Source organism: Nonomuraea angiospora (assembly GCF_014873145.1).
Lineage (GTDB): Bacteria > Actinomycetota > Actinomycetes > Streptosporangiales > Streptosporangiaceae > Nonomuraea > Nonomuraea angiospora.
In genome coordinates, this window is record NZ_JADBEK010000001.1 from 9,002,662 (window position 1) to 9,016,352 (window position 13,691).

The following is a 13,691-nucleotide window of genomic DNA, read 5'->3' on the forward strand; positions in this document are numbered from 1 at the left end:
CCCGGTCTGAAGGACGAAGGAGGAACACACGACATGCCGCAGATCGTCGAATTTCCCGAGCGCCCCTACATCGGGATCCGCAAGACCATCACCATGACCAGCTTCAACCTGGTGGGGGACCGCATCGGTGAGCTCATCGGCTGGCTCGCCGAGCGCGGGGTGTCCCCGGCCGACGCCCCGTTCTTCAGGTACGACAGCATCAACATGGCGGAGGACCGGCTGGTGGTGCAGGCGGGGGTGCCCGTTCCGGCGCCGGTGGCGGGTGAGGGCGAGATCTTCGCCGACGTCCTGCCCGCGGGCCGCTACGTCACCACCTCCCACCACGGCCACCCGGACCAGCTGAGGGACGTCATCGCCGGGCAGCTGAAGTGGGCCGAGGAGCAGGGCCTGACCTGGGACATGACCGAGAAGGACGGGACGGAGCACTGGGGCTGCCGCCTGGAGTTCTACAAGACCAACCCCATGGTCGAGCCCGACCTGAACAACTGGGACACCGACCTCCAGTTCCGCCTGGCCTGACCCTCCAGGGGCCTGCGCGTCACGGGGTCCGGAGCGGATCCCGTGACAGGGGTCAGTCGATGGCCTGGTAGAGCGTGGTCCAGAAGTCGTTCATCAGCCGCGCCGGGTCCGGGACGGTGTATCCGACCTGGGTGAGCAGGATGCCGGTGAGCTGCTCGGCCGGGTCGGCGTAGGTCGAGGTGCCGCTTCCGCCGTCCCAGCCGAACTGGCCGATGGAGGCGTAGTCGCCGCGGTACGTGCGCACCGCCATGCCCAGGCCCCAGCCGCCCTGCTGCCCCTGGCCGAAGGACACGTGGACGTTGTTGACCGCCAGCGCGTGCCGGGCGGCCTGCTGCTCGGCCGTGAGCCGGTTGGTGGTCATCAGCTCCACCGCGGGCCGCGACAGGATCCGCTCGCCGGCGTGCATGCCGCCGTTGAGCAGCATCCGGAAGTAGGCGTGGTAGTCGTCGGCGGTGGAGACCAGCCCGCCGCCGCCGCCCTGGAACGCCGGAGCCTGGCTCCACCGCCCGCCCTTGGCCTCGTCCCACACGAGGAACTCGCCGGTCTGCGGGTCGGGGGCGTACAGGTCCGGCAGCCGGTCGATCTTGTCCTCGGGCACGTGGAAGCCGGTGTCGCTCATCCCCAGCGGCTCGAAGATGCGCTCGCGCAGGAACTCCTCGAACGACCGGCCCGTGACCCGGGAGACCAGCACGCCGACCAGGTCGCTGCTGATCTGGTACTGCCAGCACTCGCCGGGCTGGTGCATCAGCGGCAGCTCGCCCAGGCGGCGCATCCACTCGTCCTGCTCGGGCACCGGCACCGGCAGATTGGGCGTGAGCCCCCGCTCGAAGACCGCGTTCAGGATCGGCGTGCCCAGCGCCGTCATGTCCATGCCGAGCCCGAACGTGGAGGTCAGCACGTCGCGTACGGTGATCGGCCGGCGCGCCGGCACGGTGTCGTCCAGCGGGCCGTCGACCCGCTTCAGCACCTGGCGGCCGGCCAGCTCCGGCAGCCACTCGTCCACCACGTCATCCAGCCGCAGCCGGCACTCGTCCAGGAGCACCATCGCCGCCGCGATCGACACCGGCTTGGACGTGGAGGCCATCCGGAAGATCGTGTCCCGGCTCATCGGCGCGCCACCGTCGTGACGCGTCGTCCCGATCGCCTCGACATGCGTCTCGTCGCCCCGGCTGACCAGGGCGACAAGCCCGGGGATCCGCCCGGAGTCGACATGCCGCGCCAGCACCTCGCGCAGCCTGCGCAGCCCCGCCTCGGAGAAGCCGCTGTTGCTGTGTCCCATCGTGGAGCTCCTTGCCCAAAGTGTTCGGGAATCGCTGAACGTCTGCGACACTACATTGCATTCACTGATCGGTCAACAAATATGGAGAGGCTAGAGGGCTGGTTAGACGGGTAATCTCGGCTGCATTGCAATGATAGTGAAGCTGAACGCAATGGCGTGGATTGCAATGATGGTTCGCGCGAATGCATACTGTGCAGCGGCGCGCATGGCGAGCGACAGGAGACGAGCACCGATGCCGGGAGGCAGACTCACCAACGAGGACCGTCAGCACATCGCCGAGGGGCTGGCCGAGGGGCTCGGATACGCGGAGATCGGGCGGCGTCTGGGGCGGCCCGCCTCGACCGTCATGCGGGAGGTCACCCGCAACGGCGGACCCGACGGCTACGGGGCGGAGCGGGCGCACGAGGCCACCCGGCATCGCGCGCGCCGCAACAAGCAGGCCCAGCCGCCGGCGCCGCCGATCCCCGACGGCGGCCACGGGCGTGACCCCCGGGCGGTGCAGGACTTCACGGAGTCCTTCACCGCTCTGCTCATCCAGCAGGGGCTGCCCCAGATGATGGCGAGGGTGCTGGCCTGCCTCTACATCACCGACTCGGGCACCCTCACCGCCGCCGACCTGGTCCAGCGGCTACGCGTCAGCCCGGCGTCGATCTCGCACGCCGTCGCCTTCCTCGAGCAGCAGGGGATGGTCAGGCGCGAACGGGTCCCCGGCAGGCGGCGCGAGCATTATGTCGTCGACGACGAGATCTGGCTCCGGTCCATGATCGCGGCCCTGCAGATGAACGACGCCCTGGCCGCCGCGTCGCGGCGCGGAGCCGAGATCCTCGGGGCCGCCACCCCGGCGGGCGCCCGCTTCGAGTCCTCGGCCGCGCTCCTCCACCTCGTGACCGAGGCCTTCCGGCAGGTCATCGAGCAGTGGCGGCAGGGCCAGGCCGCCCGGCATCCGGACGCCCCGGCCCCACGGGAGGAAGCTCCTCCAGGTCCGCGGTAGCTTCAGAGGCCCAGGCAGGCGGTCAGGTCGGTCTTCAGGGCGGCCAGCTCGCGAGCCGCCTGCTCGCGGGCCCGCGCGACCTCCCCCGTCACCGGCACCACGACCTCCAGATAGCACTTCAGCTTGGGCTCCGTGCCCGAAGGGCGGACGACCACGCGGCTGTCCCCCGACAGCAGGTATCGCAGCCCGTCCGTGGGCGGCAGGCCGCCGTCGCCCTTCGCCAGGTCGTCCGTACGCGTCACCGCCCGGCCGCCCAGCTCGGCGGGAGGGTGGGCGCGCAGGCGGGTCATGGCGTCGGCGATCAGCGACAGGTCGGACACCCGGAAGGAGAGCTGGGACGTCGCGTGCAGGCCGTAGCGGCGGGCCTGGTCGTCCAGGAGGTCCAGCAGCGTACGGCCGGAGCGCTTGGCCGCCGCGGCGACGGCCGCGACCGTGAGGGCCGCCCCGATCCCGTCCTTGTCGCGGACCGGCAGCCCCGCGTCGGAGCCGACGCTGTAGCCGATGGCCTCCTCGTAGCCGAAGACCAGCCCCGGGCCCGCCTTGATGATCCACTTGAAGCCCGTCAGGGTCTCGCCGTAGCGGACCCCATGCGCCCGGGCGATCTTGCCCAGCAAGGTCGAGGAGACGATGGTGGTGGCCACCATGCGGTCGCCGGTGGTCTGCGTGATCACGTGCTCGGCCAGCAGGCCGCCGACCTCGTCGCCGGTCAGCATGCGGCACGTCCCGTCCGGCAGCGGGACCCCCACCGCGCACCTGTCGGCGTCGGGGTCGTTGGCCAGGACCAGGTCGGCGTCCAGCTTGGCGGCCAGGGCGACGGCCAGGTCCATCGCGCCGGGCTCCTCCGGGTTGGGGAAGGAGACCGTGGGGAAGTCGGGGTCGGGGTCGCGCTGCTCCTCGACGGCCACCGGGGTCTCGAAGCCGGCGGCCAGGAAGGCGCCGGTGAGCGTGGCGGCTCCCACACCGTGCAGGGGCGTGTACGCCACGCGCAGGTCGCGGGCCTCGCCCAGGGGCAGGGAGGTCACGGCCGCGAGGTAGTCCTCGACGATGCCCTCGCCGAGCTCGGTGAGCGTGCCGGGACCGTTCAGCGGGAGCCGGTCCACCCGCCCGACGGCGTCGATGGCCGCCGAGATCTCGGCGTCGACCGGGGGCACGATCTGGGAGCCGTCGCCCCAGTAGACCTTGTAGCCGTTGTCGCGCGGCGGGTTGTGGCTGGCGGTGACCGTGACCCCGGCGTCCGCGTCGAGGTGGCGTACGGCGAAGGCCAGCACGGGCGTGGGCAGCGGACACGGCAGGAGGGAGGCGTGCAGCCCGGCGCCCGTCAGGACGGCGGCCGTGTCACGGGCGAACACGTCGGACTTGTGGCGGGCGTCGTAGCCGATGACCACGTGCTTGCCCGGCCCGAGGACCCGGGCCAGGCCTGCGGCGGCGCGCATGACGGTGACGCGGTTCATCCGGTTGGGGCCCGCGCCCAGCTCTCCCCGCAGGCCAGCCGTGCCGAACTCCAGCTTGGCCCCGAACCGCTCGCGCAAAGCCTCCAGGTCGCCGCTGTCCAGGAGCCGGGAGAGCTCGTCGCGGGTCTCCGGGTCCGGGTCCTGGGCCAGCCACTCCCGGGCCAGGCCCGGCAGATCCGCGTTCACAGGCGGTCCACCACCTTGGCCAGCAGGACGCCCATGCGGGCCGCCGTGGCCCGGCCGACCTCCAGGACCTCCTCGTGGTTGAGCGGCTCGCCCGCCAGCCCCGCGCCGGGGTTGGTGACCAGGGAGACGCCGAGCACCTCCAGCTTCGCCTCCCGGGCGGCGATGGCCTCCAGGACGGTGGACATGCCCACCATGTCGCCGCCCAGCGCGCGCAGCATCCGGATCTCGGCCGGCGTCTCGTACGTGGGCCCGCGGAAGGCCACGTACACCCCCTCGGAGAGGCTCGGGTCGACCTCGCGCACCAGCTCGCGCAGGCGGCGCGAGTAGACCTCGGTGAGGTCGATGAACGTGGTGCCGGTGATCGGGTTGGCCCCGGTCAGGTTGATGTGGTCGCTGATCAGGACCGGGTCGCCGACGTTCTGCGTCTCGGGGCGCAGGCCGCCGGCGGCGTTGGTGAGCACGAGCGTGCGTACGCCGGCCGCGGCCGCCGTACGCACTCCGTGGACGACCGCGTCCACCCCGAGCCCTTCGTACAGGTGCGTGCGCCCGAGGAACACCAGCGCGTGCCGCCCCGCCGAGGTGCGCACGACGCGGATCTTCCCGCCGTGGCCCGCCACGGCGGGGGCGCGGAAACCGGGCAGATCGGTGAACGGGACCTCGCTCACCGTCTCGCCGATGGCATCGGCGGCGGGCACCCACCCCGACCCCATGACGAGCGCCACGTCGAAGGTGCCGAGGCCGGTCGCGCTCTTGAGAGCCGCGGCGGCCTCATCTGCCAGGGTGTATGCGTCGTTGGTCACAACTCAGTAGTTTAGGAGGAGCTTGTCCAGCACCCGCACCCCGAACTGCAGGGCGTCCACCGGCACCCGCTCGTCCACGCCGTGGAACATCGAGGCGAAGTCCATGTCGGCGGGCAGCCGCAGCGGCACGAAGCCGAAGCCGCGCACCCCCAGGTCCGCGAAGAACGTCTTGTTGTCGGTGCCGCCCGACATGCAGTACGGGATCGCCCGCGCCGCCGGGTCCTCGGACTTGAGCGCCGCGATCATCGACTCGACCAGCGCCCCGTCGAACGTGGTCTCCAGCGCGATGTCGTGGTGCACGAACTCGCGCCGGATCTTCGGCCCGAGCAGCGAGTCGACGGTCTTGAAGAAGTCCTCCTCGAACCCGGGCAGGAACCGCCCGTCGACCACCGCCGTGGCCTGGCCGGGGATGACGTTCGACTTGTAGCCGGCGTCGAGCTGGGTCGGGTTGGTGGTGTTGCGCAGCGTCGCGCCGACGAAGCGGACGAGCGGCCCGATCTTGTCCAGGATCGGCTGCGGGTCGTCCTCGTCGAACGGGATCCCGAACGCGTCCGCGACCTCGGTGAGGAACTGCCGCACGGTCGGCGTGTACGTGAGCGGCCAGTCGTGGTCGCCGATCCTGGCCACGGCCTTGGCGACCTCGGTGACGGCGTTGTCGGAGTTGAGCATCGAGCCGTGCCCGGCCGTGCCGTCGGCGATGAGCTTCATCCAGGCCAGGCCCTTCTGGGCTGTCTCGATCAGGTAGAGCCGCAGCGACGGGTCCACCTCCAGCGAGTAGCCGCCGACCTCGCTGATCGACTCGGTGACGCCCTCGAACAGCTCGGGGTGGTTCGCGGTGAGGTATTTGGCGCCGTACACGCCGCCGGCCTCCTCGTCGGCCACCCACGCGAACACGAGGTCGCGCCGCGGCCGGCGCCCGTCGCGCTTGAGCTGGCGCAGCACGGCGAGCATCATCGCGTCCATGTCCTTCATGTCCACGGCGCCGCGGCCCCAGATGTAGCCGTCGCGCACCTCGCCGCCGAAGGGGTCGACGGACCAGTCGGCCGCGTTGGCGGGGACGACGTCCAGGTGCCCGTGGACGAGCAGGGCGGGCAGGGACGGGTCGGTGCCCTCGACGCGGGTGATCACGTTGCCGCGGCCGGGCTCGCTCTCGATGTACGTCGAGTCGATCCCGACCTCGGCCAGCCTGGCCATGACGACCTCGGCCGCGGCCCGCTCGCCGGGGCCCGTGCCGTCCCCGTAGTTGCTGCTGTCCACCCGGATCAGCTCTGCGCAAAGGTCGGCGACCTCGTTCTCGGCGGGTGTCATGGCGTCTTCTCCCAACGGTGATCCAACGTGAGCAATCCGGACTTGTGAAGGTGACCGCGCTTGTAGGCGCGGGTGATCAGGGTGAGGTCGCTGTCGGTGATCTCGTCGTACTGTCCGACGACCCCGGTCATGAAGCGGTAGAGGTCGGCCTCGTGCGCGGCCACGACCTGCACGATGAGCGAATGGCTGCCCGAGGTGGCGGCGCAGTAACGCACGCTCGGGTGCCCGGCCAGCCGCTGCCCGACCAGGTCCAGCCCGTACGGCCGGACCTTCAGCCACAGCATGGCCTCGACCTCCAGCCCGAGCAGCGCGGGCTCCACCTCGGCCCGCGGCAGCAGCAGCCGCCGCTCGATCAGGGAGGTCACCCGCCTGCGCGCGGTCGGCACGGAGACGTCGAGGCGCTCGGCGACGGCGGTGAAGGCGATCCTGCCGTCGGCGGCGAGCAGCCGGGCGATCTCCTCCTCCAGGGGCGACAGGCCCTCCTCGTCGGGCAGGCACTCGGGGGCCGGCGCGGGCCGCAGCTCCAGCACCTCCTCCTCGCTGAGGTACGGCGCGTGCCACTCGGCGACGGTCCTGAACGTGTGGAGCACGACCTGGGCCTGCGTCTGCCGCACGCCGTAGATCTCGGACATCTGCGTGGAGAGCACGTGGTGCAGGTCCTCGCGGGAGGGGGAGACCAGCTCACAGCCGATGTCGGCGGCGCCGGTCAGCGCGTAGACCGAGCGCGTGTCGGGCCGGTCGGCCAGCGCCTCGGCCACCTTGCCCGCCGTGCCGGGGCGCACCTGGACGTGCAGGTGGACGGGCCGCCCGTGACCGGTGCGCAGGTCGTCGTAGATGGCCGTGACCCGCACGATGCCCTCGGAGATCAGGCGCTGCAGCCTCCTGGCGACCGTACGTTCGTGCTCGCCGACGACCCTGCCGATCTCACCCCATGAGGCGCGCGGGCTGACCTGGAGCGCGGCGACGAGGCGCCGGTCGAGAACGTCCACCTGCAACCTGTTCTGTGTCGGGTTTGTAAATATCTGGCCAGAGATTTGACTGTTTCGGTCGTCCAAATGCACAGTAAGCCATCTCCGCACTTTGCAGCAAAGGAGCCCCCGTGGCGACCTCCCCCGTGGCACAATCACCGGTCGGCATCCCGAAGAGCCGGGTCCGTCAGCTCATGGCGGCCAGCATCGGCAACGTCGTGGAATGGTACGACTGGTACGCATACACGTTCCTCGCGACGTACTTCTCCGCCCAGGTCTTCCCCAAGAGCGAGGGCGGCCTCGTGGCGCTGCTGAGCGCCTACGGGGTGTTCGCGGTGGGCTTCTTCATGCGCCCGCTGGGCGGCCTGCTGGTCGGCGCGTTCGCCGACCGGTTCGGGCGCAAGGCCGCGATGACGTTCACGATCGTGCTGATGGGCGTGGGGTCGCTGCTGCTCGGCGTGACGCCGACGTACGAGGCCGTCGGCCTGCTGTCGCCGATCATCCTGACGCTCGCCCGGCTCATCCAGGGCCTGTCCGTGGGCGGTGAGTTCGCCGCCGCGACCACGTTCCTGGTGGAGTCGGCCCCGCCCGGACGGCGCGGCCTCTACTCGAGCTTCCAGTACGTCAGCACCACCATCGGCCAGCTGCTGGCCTCCGGGCTGGCCGCGCTGCTCGCCTTCAGCCTCGTCAAGGAGGACATGGCCTCCTACGGCTGGCGCATCCCGTTCATCGTGGGCGCCGTGATCAGCCTCGTGGGCCTGTGGATCCGCAAGGGCGCCGACGAGACCTCGGCCGTGGCCGAGGAGATCCAGCGTGGCGAGGCCAAGCGGCCGCGGCTGTTCGAGTTCCTGGTGAGCCACCCGAGGGCGGCCGCCACGATCGTCGGCATCACGATCGCGGGCACCGTGGCGTACTACACCTGGACCAGCTTCCTGCCGATCTACGCGCAGATCACGGTCAAGTTCGACCCGGCGCAGTCGCTCACGGTCGGCACGATCTCGCTGCTGTTCTTCATGGTGCTGCAGCCGCTGCTCGGCATGCTGTCGGACCGCGTCGGGCGCAAGCCGATGCTGATCACTTTCGGTGTCGCCTTCGTGGTGCTGCCGGTGCCGCTGCTCAGCATGCTGGGCAACTCGTTCGGGAGCCTGCTGCTCGTGCAGCTGATCGGCATGGTGTTCCTCGGCTGCTTCACCTCGATCTCGGCCGCGGTGAACTCCGAGCTCTTCCCGACGAGGGTGCGCGCGGCCGGCGCGGGCTTCCCGTACTCGCTGACGGTGGCGATCTTCGGTGGCACCGCTCCGCTCATCGGCACCGCGCTCAAGGACGCCGGAAACGTCGAGGTGTTCCCCTATTACATGTCGGCGCTGGCGCTGATCTCGACGCTGGTCTACATCTTCGTGCTGAAGGAGACCAAGGACCAGCCGCTGCGTTAACCGCCGTACGAGGTGCAGGGGCGCTGCCGCAACTCCTTGACGTAGTCGTCGGGGGCGCCCGCCCGCTCCGCCGCCTCGGCGAGACTGCCGAGGTAGCGGGCCGACGGCAGGCCGCCCTCGTAGCCGTCGAGCACGTAGAACCAGGCCACGACCTCCCCGTCGAGGGTCTGCACCCGCAGCCGCACCTTGTGGTACGCCCCGCGCAGCGCGCCCTCCCACTGGTCGAGCGAGGTCTCCTCCCAGTCGGGCACGTCATAGAGCACCACGAACACGTGCTCGTCGGGATCCTCGACGATCGTGGCGATCGCGCCCTCCCAGGTGGGGTCGCTCCCGCCGAAGGTGAGCCGCCATCCCGTCAGCCAGCCGACGCCCCAGATGGGGGAGTGCGGCGCGCGCATGGCCATCTGCTCCGGGTCCATGTTGGAGCCGTACGCGGCATAAAGCCTGGGCTCATTCGGCTTTCCTGCAGGACCTGAAAGCCACGCCACGGTCCACCCCTCTCGGCGGGTGCTGCACGTCATCCAGCTACCGCGCCATCCTGCCACGCTGGGCGGCCGACTCGGTCCATCACTTCGGATGTGGGGACGACGTGTCATCCCTCCGTCACCGTGCGGCATCATACCAGCCATCATGATCTTGAACCTTTGTCCGCCTTTTATCGGGCTTGTGCGGGTGGCAACGGCCCAGTTGCAGCCTTACCGAGACCATGCGGGACAATGGGTTACGTGACGAGGATCGTGATCATCGGTGGCGGGCCCGGCGGCTACGAAGCGGCGCTGGTGGCCGCGCAGCTAGGCGCACAAGTCACGATGATCGAACAGGACGGCCCCGGCGGCGCGTGCGTGCTGACCGACTGCGTGCCCTCCAAGACGCTGATCGCGACCTCGGTCCGCAAGCAGGCGCTGCTCGACGCGCCGTCGCTGGGCGTGGGGTTCTCCGGGGGGCCCGACGGCGACGCGGGCGTGGTCGGGGTCGATCTGCCGCTGGTCAACAAACGGGTGAAGGAGCTGGCCCAGGCCCAGTCCGCCGACATCGCCACCCGCGTCGAGGCCGAGGGCGTCGAGATCATTCGCGCGCGCGGGCGGCTGGTCGACCCGCAGGTGGTCCGGGCGGGCGACCGTACGATCAGGGCCGACGTCGTGATCGTGGCCACCGGCGCGACGCCGCGCGTGCTGCCCGGCGCCGAGCCCGACGGCGAGCGCATCCTCAACTGGCGCCAGCTCTACGACCTGGAGGAGCTGCCCGAGCACCTGATCGTGGTCGGCTCGGGCGTGACCGGCGCGGAGTTCGCGGGCGCGTACCGCTCGCTCGGCTCGGAGGTCACGCTGGTCTCCAGCCGCGACCGGATGATGCCCAACGAGGACGCCGACGGCGCCGAGGTCCTCGAAGAGGTCTACCGCCGCCGCGGCATGAACGTCATGGGCCGCTCGCGCGCCGCCTCCGTCAAGCGCACGGACGACGGCGTGGTGGTGACCCTGGAGGACGGCCGCACGGCCGAGGGCACCCACGCGCTGATGACGGTCGGCATGATCCCCAACACCGCCGGCATCGGCCTGGAGGAGGCCGGGGTCCAGCTCGACAAGGGCGGCTTCATCAAGGTCGACAAGGTCTCGCGCACGTCCGCGCCCGGCGTCTACGCGGCCGGCGACTGCACGGGCGTGCTCATGCTGGCCTCGGTGGCGGCCATGCAGGGGCGCATCGCCGTCTGGCACGCGCTCGGGGAGGCCGTCCAGCCGCTGCGGCTGGCCACGGTGGCCTCCAACATCTTCACCGACCCGGAGATCGCGGCCGTCGGGGTCGCCCAGCGCTCCATCGAGGCGGGCGAGATCGAGGCCAACGTCGTCAAGCTGCCCCTGGCCACCAACGCGCGGGCGAAGATGCAGGGGTTCAACGACGGCTTCGTCAAGCTGTTCTGCCGCCCGCACACCGGGATCGTGCTGGGCGGCGTGGTGGTGGCGCCGCGCGCCTCCGAGCTGATCCTGGCGGTGTCGGTGGCGGTGCAGCAGCGACTGACCGTCGACCAGCTCGCGCACACGTTCGCCGTCTACCCGTCGCTCTCCGGCTCCATCACCGAGGCCGCCCGCCGCCTCATGCAGCCGGGCCACGCCATCTGACCCTCCCCCCTCCGCTTCCCCCGGGCAACCCGCCGCCGCACGGCTTCTCGCCGATGCGGTGTGCCGGCGTGCCGGGCGTCGGCGCGCCCTGACGCGCGCCGTCCCGGAATCTCGCCCCTTGGGGGCCGCATCGCGCACGGGGCTCAATGCCGCCGCGTGTGCCGTCGGCACCTGAGCGCAGGCTCCTTGGTGTCGTGGCATGAGTGTCCCGTCCGCCCTCATTGATGTGCCGACTTGAGGGGACCTGCGCCGCGGGCGGGCGGATGAAGTGGGGCGGGACCGTTGACGTTTGTTGGTATGGACAGCAAACTAACTCACGAAGTTGGCGCAGCCGTCCATAAGGAGCTTCCATGCCCTATCGCCCCCCCTTGGTCGCGCACGAGTACTTTGTCGCGGACCCGCCCGAGCTGCCGGTTCGCGGACGAGGCGAGGGTGGTCTGTCGGCGGTGACCGCCGCGGAGCTGGTCGCGGCCGACGGCGCCGAGGTGATGGTGAAAGCGGTCACCACGGCGGAGGAGACGCTGGTCGTCCAGGTGGGAGTGGCCGGTGAGGGAGTCATCCGGGTGCGGTTGTCGGAGGACGCGACCGCCAGGCCGCGCTCGGAAGGGGCCATCTCCCTGGTGACCCCCGGCACGTATCCAGGGGCACGGGCCGGGGTCGCGCCGGGCGAGCCGATCGTGATCGACGCCGGTTCGCTGCGGGCCGAGATCAGCCTGGCGCCGTGGCACCTGAAGTTCATGGACGCGACCGGTAAGACGCTGGTCGAGCAGGATCGGGGGCACACCGACATCAGCGGCCGGCTGCGTACGCTGCCCTTCGGCCGCTCCAGCGTCAACGGCGCCCCCGTCGCCTACCACGAGAGCTTCGCCGCCGCGCCCGACGAGGCCTTCAGCGGGTTCGGGGAGTCGTTCACCCGGCTGGACAAGCGCGGCCAGCGCCCGCTCATGTGGAACTTCGACGCGTTCGGCGCCGAGTCGCAGCGCGCGTACAAGAACATCCCCCTGTACGTCTCCAGCAAGGGCTACGGGGTCCTCGTCGACAGCGGGGCCCCGACGGAGTTCGACGTGTGCCAGTCCACGCACAGCGTCGTGCAGATCCTCGTGCCGGACGACGTCATGGACTACTACGTGATCGCCGGGCCGACGCCGTCGCAGGTCCTGGACCGTTACGACCTGCTGACCAGCCGCCCGTCGCTGCCGCCGAAGTGGGCGTTCGGGACGTGGATCTCGTCGGGGTTCTGCGTGGACAGCCAGGAGCGGGTGCTGGCCAGGGCGCGGACGATCAGGGAGCGCGGCATCCCGTGCGACGTGCTGCACCTGGACACGTACTGGCAGAGCGACGGGCACTGGTCCGACCTGCAGTGGGACCCCGTGAACTTCCCCGACCCGGACGCGATGCTGGCCGAGCTCAAGGGGATGGGGTTCCGGGTCTGCCTGTGGATGAATCCGTATATCTCCCACCTGAGCCCCGCCTTCGCGGAGGCGGCTGATGCCGGATATTTCTTGAAGAATCGGGCGGGGGAGACCTACGTCGCCGACTGCTGGCACGGGTCGTTCCCGGCGTGCGGGATCGTCGACCTCACCAACCCGCAGGCCGTCGCCTGGTTCCAGGGCCTGCTGCGCGACCTCCTGCGCCAGGGCGTGGACACCTTCAAGACCGACTTCGCCGAGGGCGTGCCCGCCGACTCCGTGGCCTTCAACGGCATGAGCGGCACCGACCTGCACAACGTCTACACCCTGCTGTTCAACGACGCCGTCGCCGCCGTGACCCGCGAGGTGCACGGCCACGACCTCGTCTGGGCCCGCTCCTCCTACCTCGGCGGCCAGCGCCACAGCGCCCAGTGGGGCGGCGACACCTACACCAGCTACGCCGCCATGGGCAGCACGATCAGGGGCGGCCTCGCGCACGGACTGTCCGGCGTGCCGTTCTGGAGCCACGACGCCGGCGGCTTCACCGGCCGGCCCACCGACGACCTGTACGTGCGCTGGACCCAGTTCGGCGCGCTCTCCCCGCTGCTGCGCCTGCACGGCACGACCACCCGCGAGCCGTGGGAGTTCCCGGCCGTCGAGGAGCAGGCCGTCGGCGCCCTGAAGCTGCGCTACCGGCTGATGCCCTACATCTACACGGCGGCCGTGGAGGCGGCCCGCACCGGCGCGCCCATGATGCGGGCCCTGTGCGTGGACCACCCGGACGACCCGGTGGCCTGGCAGGCCGACCTGCAGTACCTGCTCGGCCGGGACCTGCTCGTCGCCCCCATGACCGCGCCCGAGGGCACCCGCCAGGTATACCTGCCGCGCGGCACGTGGGTCGACTACTGGACGGGCGAGGTGCTCGAAGGCTCCCGCTACGTCACGGTCTCCAAGCCGCTCGACCAGATCCCCCTCTTCGTCCGGCACGGCGCGCTCATCCCGGTGGCCACCCACCCGGGGGACACCGTGGACGTGCCGGCCGAGATCACCCTCGTCGCCTTCGGGGGCGGCGACGCGACTGCGGAAATCCACGACGCGGACGGCGTGACGGTCGCCGTCGCCACCAGGGACGGCGACGTGCTGCGTGTCGCCGTCACCGGCCCGAAGCGCGTCACCGGGGTCGAGATCGCCCCGGTGGCCGGTGCTCCCGCGCGGGCCGAAATCTCGTAACAC

At 70.9% G+C, this 13,691-nt stretch carries 11 protein-coding genes; 5 read left to right on the forward strand and 6 right to left on the reverse strand.

The genetic code is table 11. From position 1 onward, the window contains the following. The first annotated feature begins 33 nt into the window (after nucleotides 1–33). The gene (locus H4W80_RS41590; RefSeq protein ID WP_192790069.1) at nucleotides 34–519 is read left to right on the forward strand and encodes a GyrI-like domain-containing protein; all 486 of its coding nucleotides are present in this window, start codon (nucleotides 34–36) and stop codon (nucleotides 517–519) included. 52 nt (nucleotides 520–571) lie between these two features. On the opposite strand, the gene H4W80_RS41595 is transcribed toward H4W80_RS41590, so the two are convergent. Further along, entirely contained in the window at nucleotides 572–1,798 is a 1,227-nt protein-coding gene (locus tag H4W80_RS41595; protein WP_192790070.1) for a serine hydrolase domain-containing protein, read from the reverse strand. A gap of 232 nt (nucleotides 1,799–2,030) precedes the next feature. On the opposite strand from H4W80_RS41595, the gene H4W80_RS41600 reads away from it, so the two are divergent. Further along, entirely contained in the window at nucleotides 2,031–2,789 is a 759-nt protein-coding gene (locus H4W80_RS41600; protein ID WP_192790071.1) for a GbsR/MarR family transcriptional regulator, read from the forward strand. A 2-nt stretch (nucleotides 2,790–2,791) separates the two neighbouring features. Here H4W80_RS41600 and H4W80_RS41605 read toward each other — a convergent pair whose 3' ends face one another. From H4W80_RS41605 to H4W80_RS41620, 4 genes are read right to left on the reverse strand one after another with little or no spacing between them, the layout of a single operon-like run. Continuing rightward, nucleotides 2,792–4,426 (reverse strand): phospho-sugar mutase, encoded by a 1,635-nt coding sequence (locus H4W80_RS41605; RefSeq protein WP_192790072.1) that lies wholly within the window; start codon nucleotides 4,424–4,426, stop codon nucleotides 2,792–2,794. After that, nucleotides 4,423–5,226: a purine-nucleoside phosphorylase gene (locus H4W80_RS41610; protein WP_192790073.1), complete on the reverse strand. Its 804-nt coding sequence runs from the start codon at nucleotides 5,224–5,226 to the stop codon at nucleotides 4,423–4,425. The genes H4W80_RS41605 and H4W80_RS41610 overlap by 4 nt, the downstream gene beginning before the upstream one ends. 3 nt (nucleotides 5,227–5,229) lie before the next feature. After that, nucleotides 5,230–6,534 (reverse strand): M20/M25/M40 family metallo-hydrolase, encoded by a 1,305-nt coding sequence (locus H4W80_RS41615; RefSeq protein WP_192790074.1) that lies wholly within the window; start codon nucleotides 6,532–6,534, stop codon nucleotides 5,230–5,232. Continuing rightward, nucleotides 6,531–7,523 (reverse strand): Lrp/AsnC family transcriptional regulator, encoded by a 993-nt coding sequence (locus H4W80_RS41620; RefSeq protein ID WP_192790075.1) that lies wholly within the window; start codon nucleotides 7,521–7,523, stop codon nucleotides 6,531–6,533. Before H4W80_RS41620 ends, H4W80_RS41615 begins: the two co-directional genes overlap by 4 nt. Nucleotides 7,524–7,633: 110 nt before the next feature. Here H4W80_RS41620 and H4W80_RS41625 point away from each other — a divergent pair, with 110 nt between their 5' ends. Continuing rightward, the gene (locus H4W80_RS41625) at nucleotides 7,634–8,935 is read left to right on the forward strand and encodes an MFS transporter (RefSeq protein ID WP_318787294.1); all 1,302 of its coding nucleotides are present in this window, start codon (nucleotides 7,634–7,636) and stop codon (nucleotides 8,933–8,935) included. On the opposite strand, the gene H4W80_RS41630 is transcribed toward H4W80_RS41625, so the two are convergent. Further along, entirely contained in the window at nucleotides 8,932–9,423 is a 492-nt protein-coding gene (locus H4W80_RS41630; protein ID WP_318787295.1) for a gamma-glutamylcyclotransferase family protein, read from the reverse strand. The two genes, H4W80_RS41625 and H4W80_RS41630, sit on opposite strands and share 4 nt — an antisense overlap. Nucleotides 9,424–9,660: 237 nt before the next feature. On the opposite strand from H4W80_RS41630, the gene H4W80_RS41635 reads away from it, so the two are divergent. Together H4W80_RS41635 and H4W80_RS41640 are read left to right on the forward strand one after the other, a co-directional pair. Then, a complete protein-coding gene (locus tag H4W80_RS41635; RefSeq protein ID WP_192790077.1) occupies nucleotides 9,661–11,049 on the forward strand; it encodes an NAD(P)H-quinone dehydrogenase in 1,389 nt (462 codons plus the stop codon). A gap of 350 nt (nucleotides 11,050–11,399) precedes the next feature. After that, nucleotides 11,400–13,688: a TIM-barrel domain-containing protein gene (locus H4W80_RS41640; RefSeq protein WP_192790078.1), complete on the forward strand. Its 2,289-nt coding sequence runs from the start codon at nucleotides 11,400–11,402 to the stop codon at nucleotides 13,686–13,688. The last annotated feature ends 3 nt before the right edge of the window (nucleotides 13,689–13,691 follow it).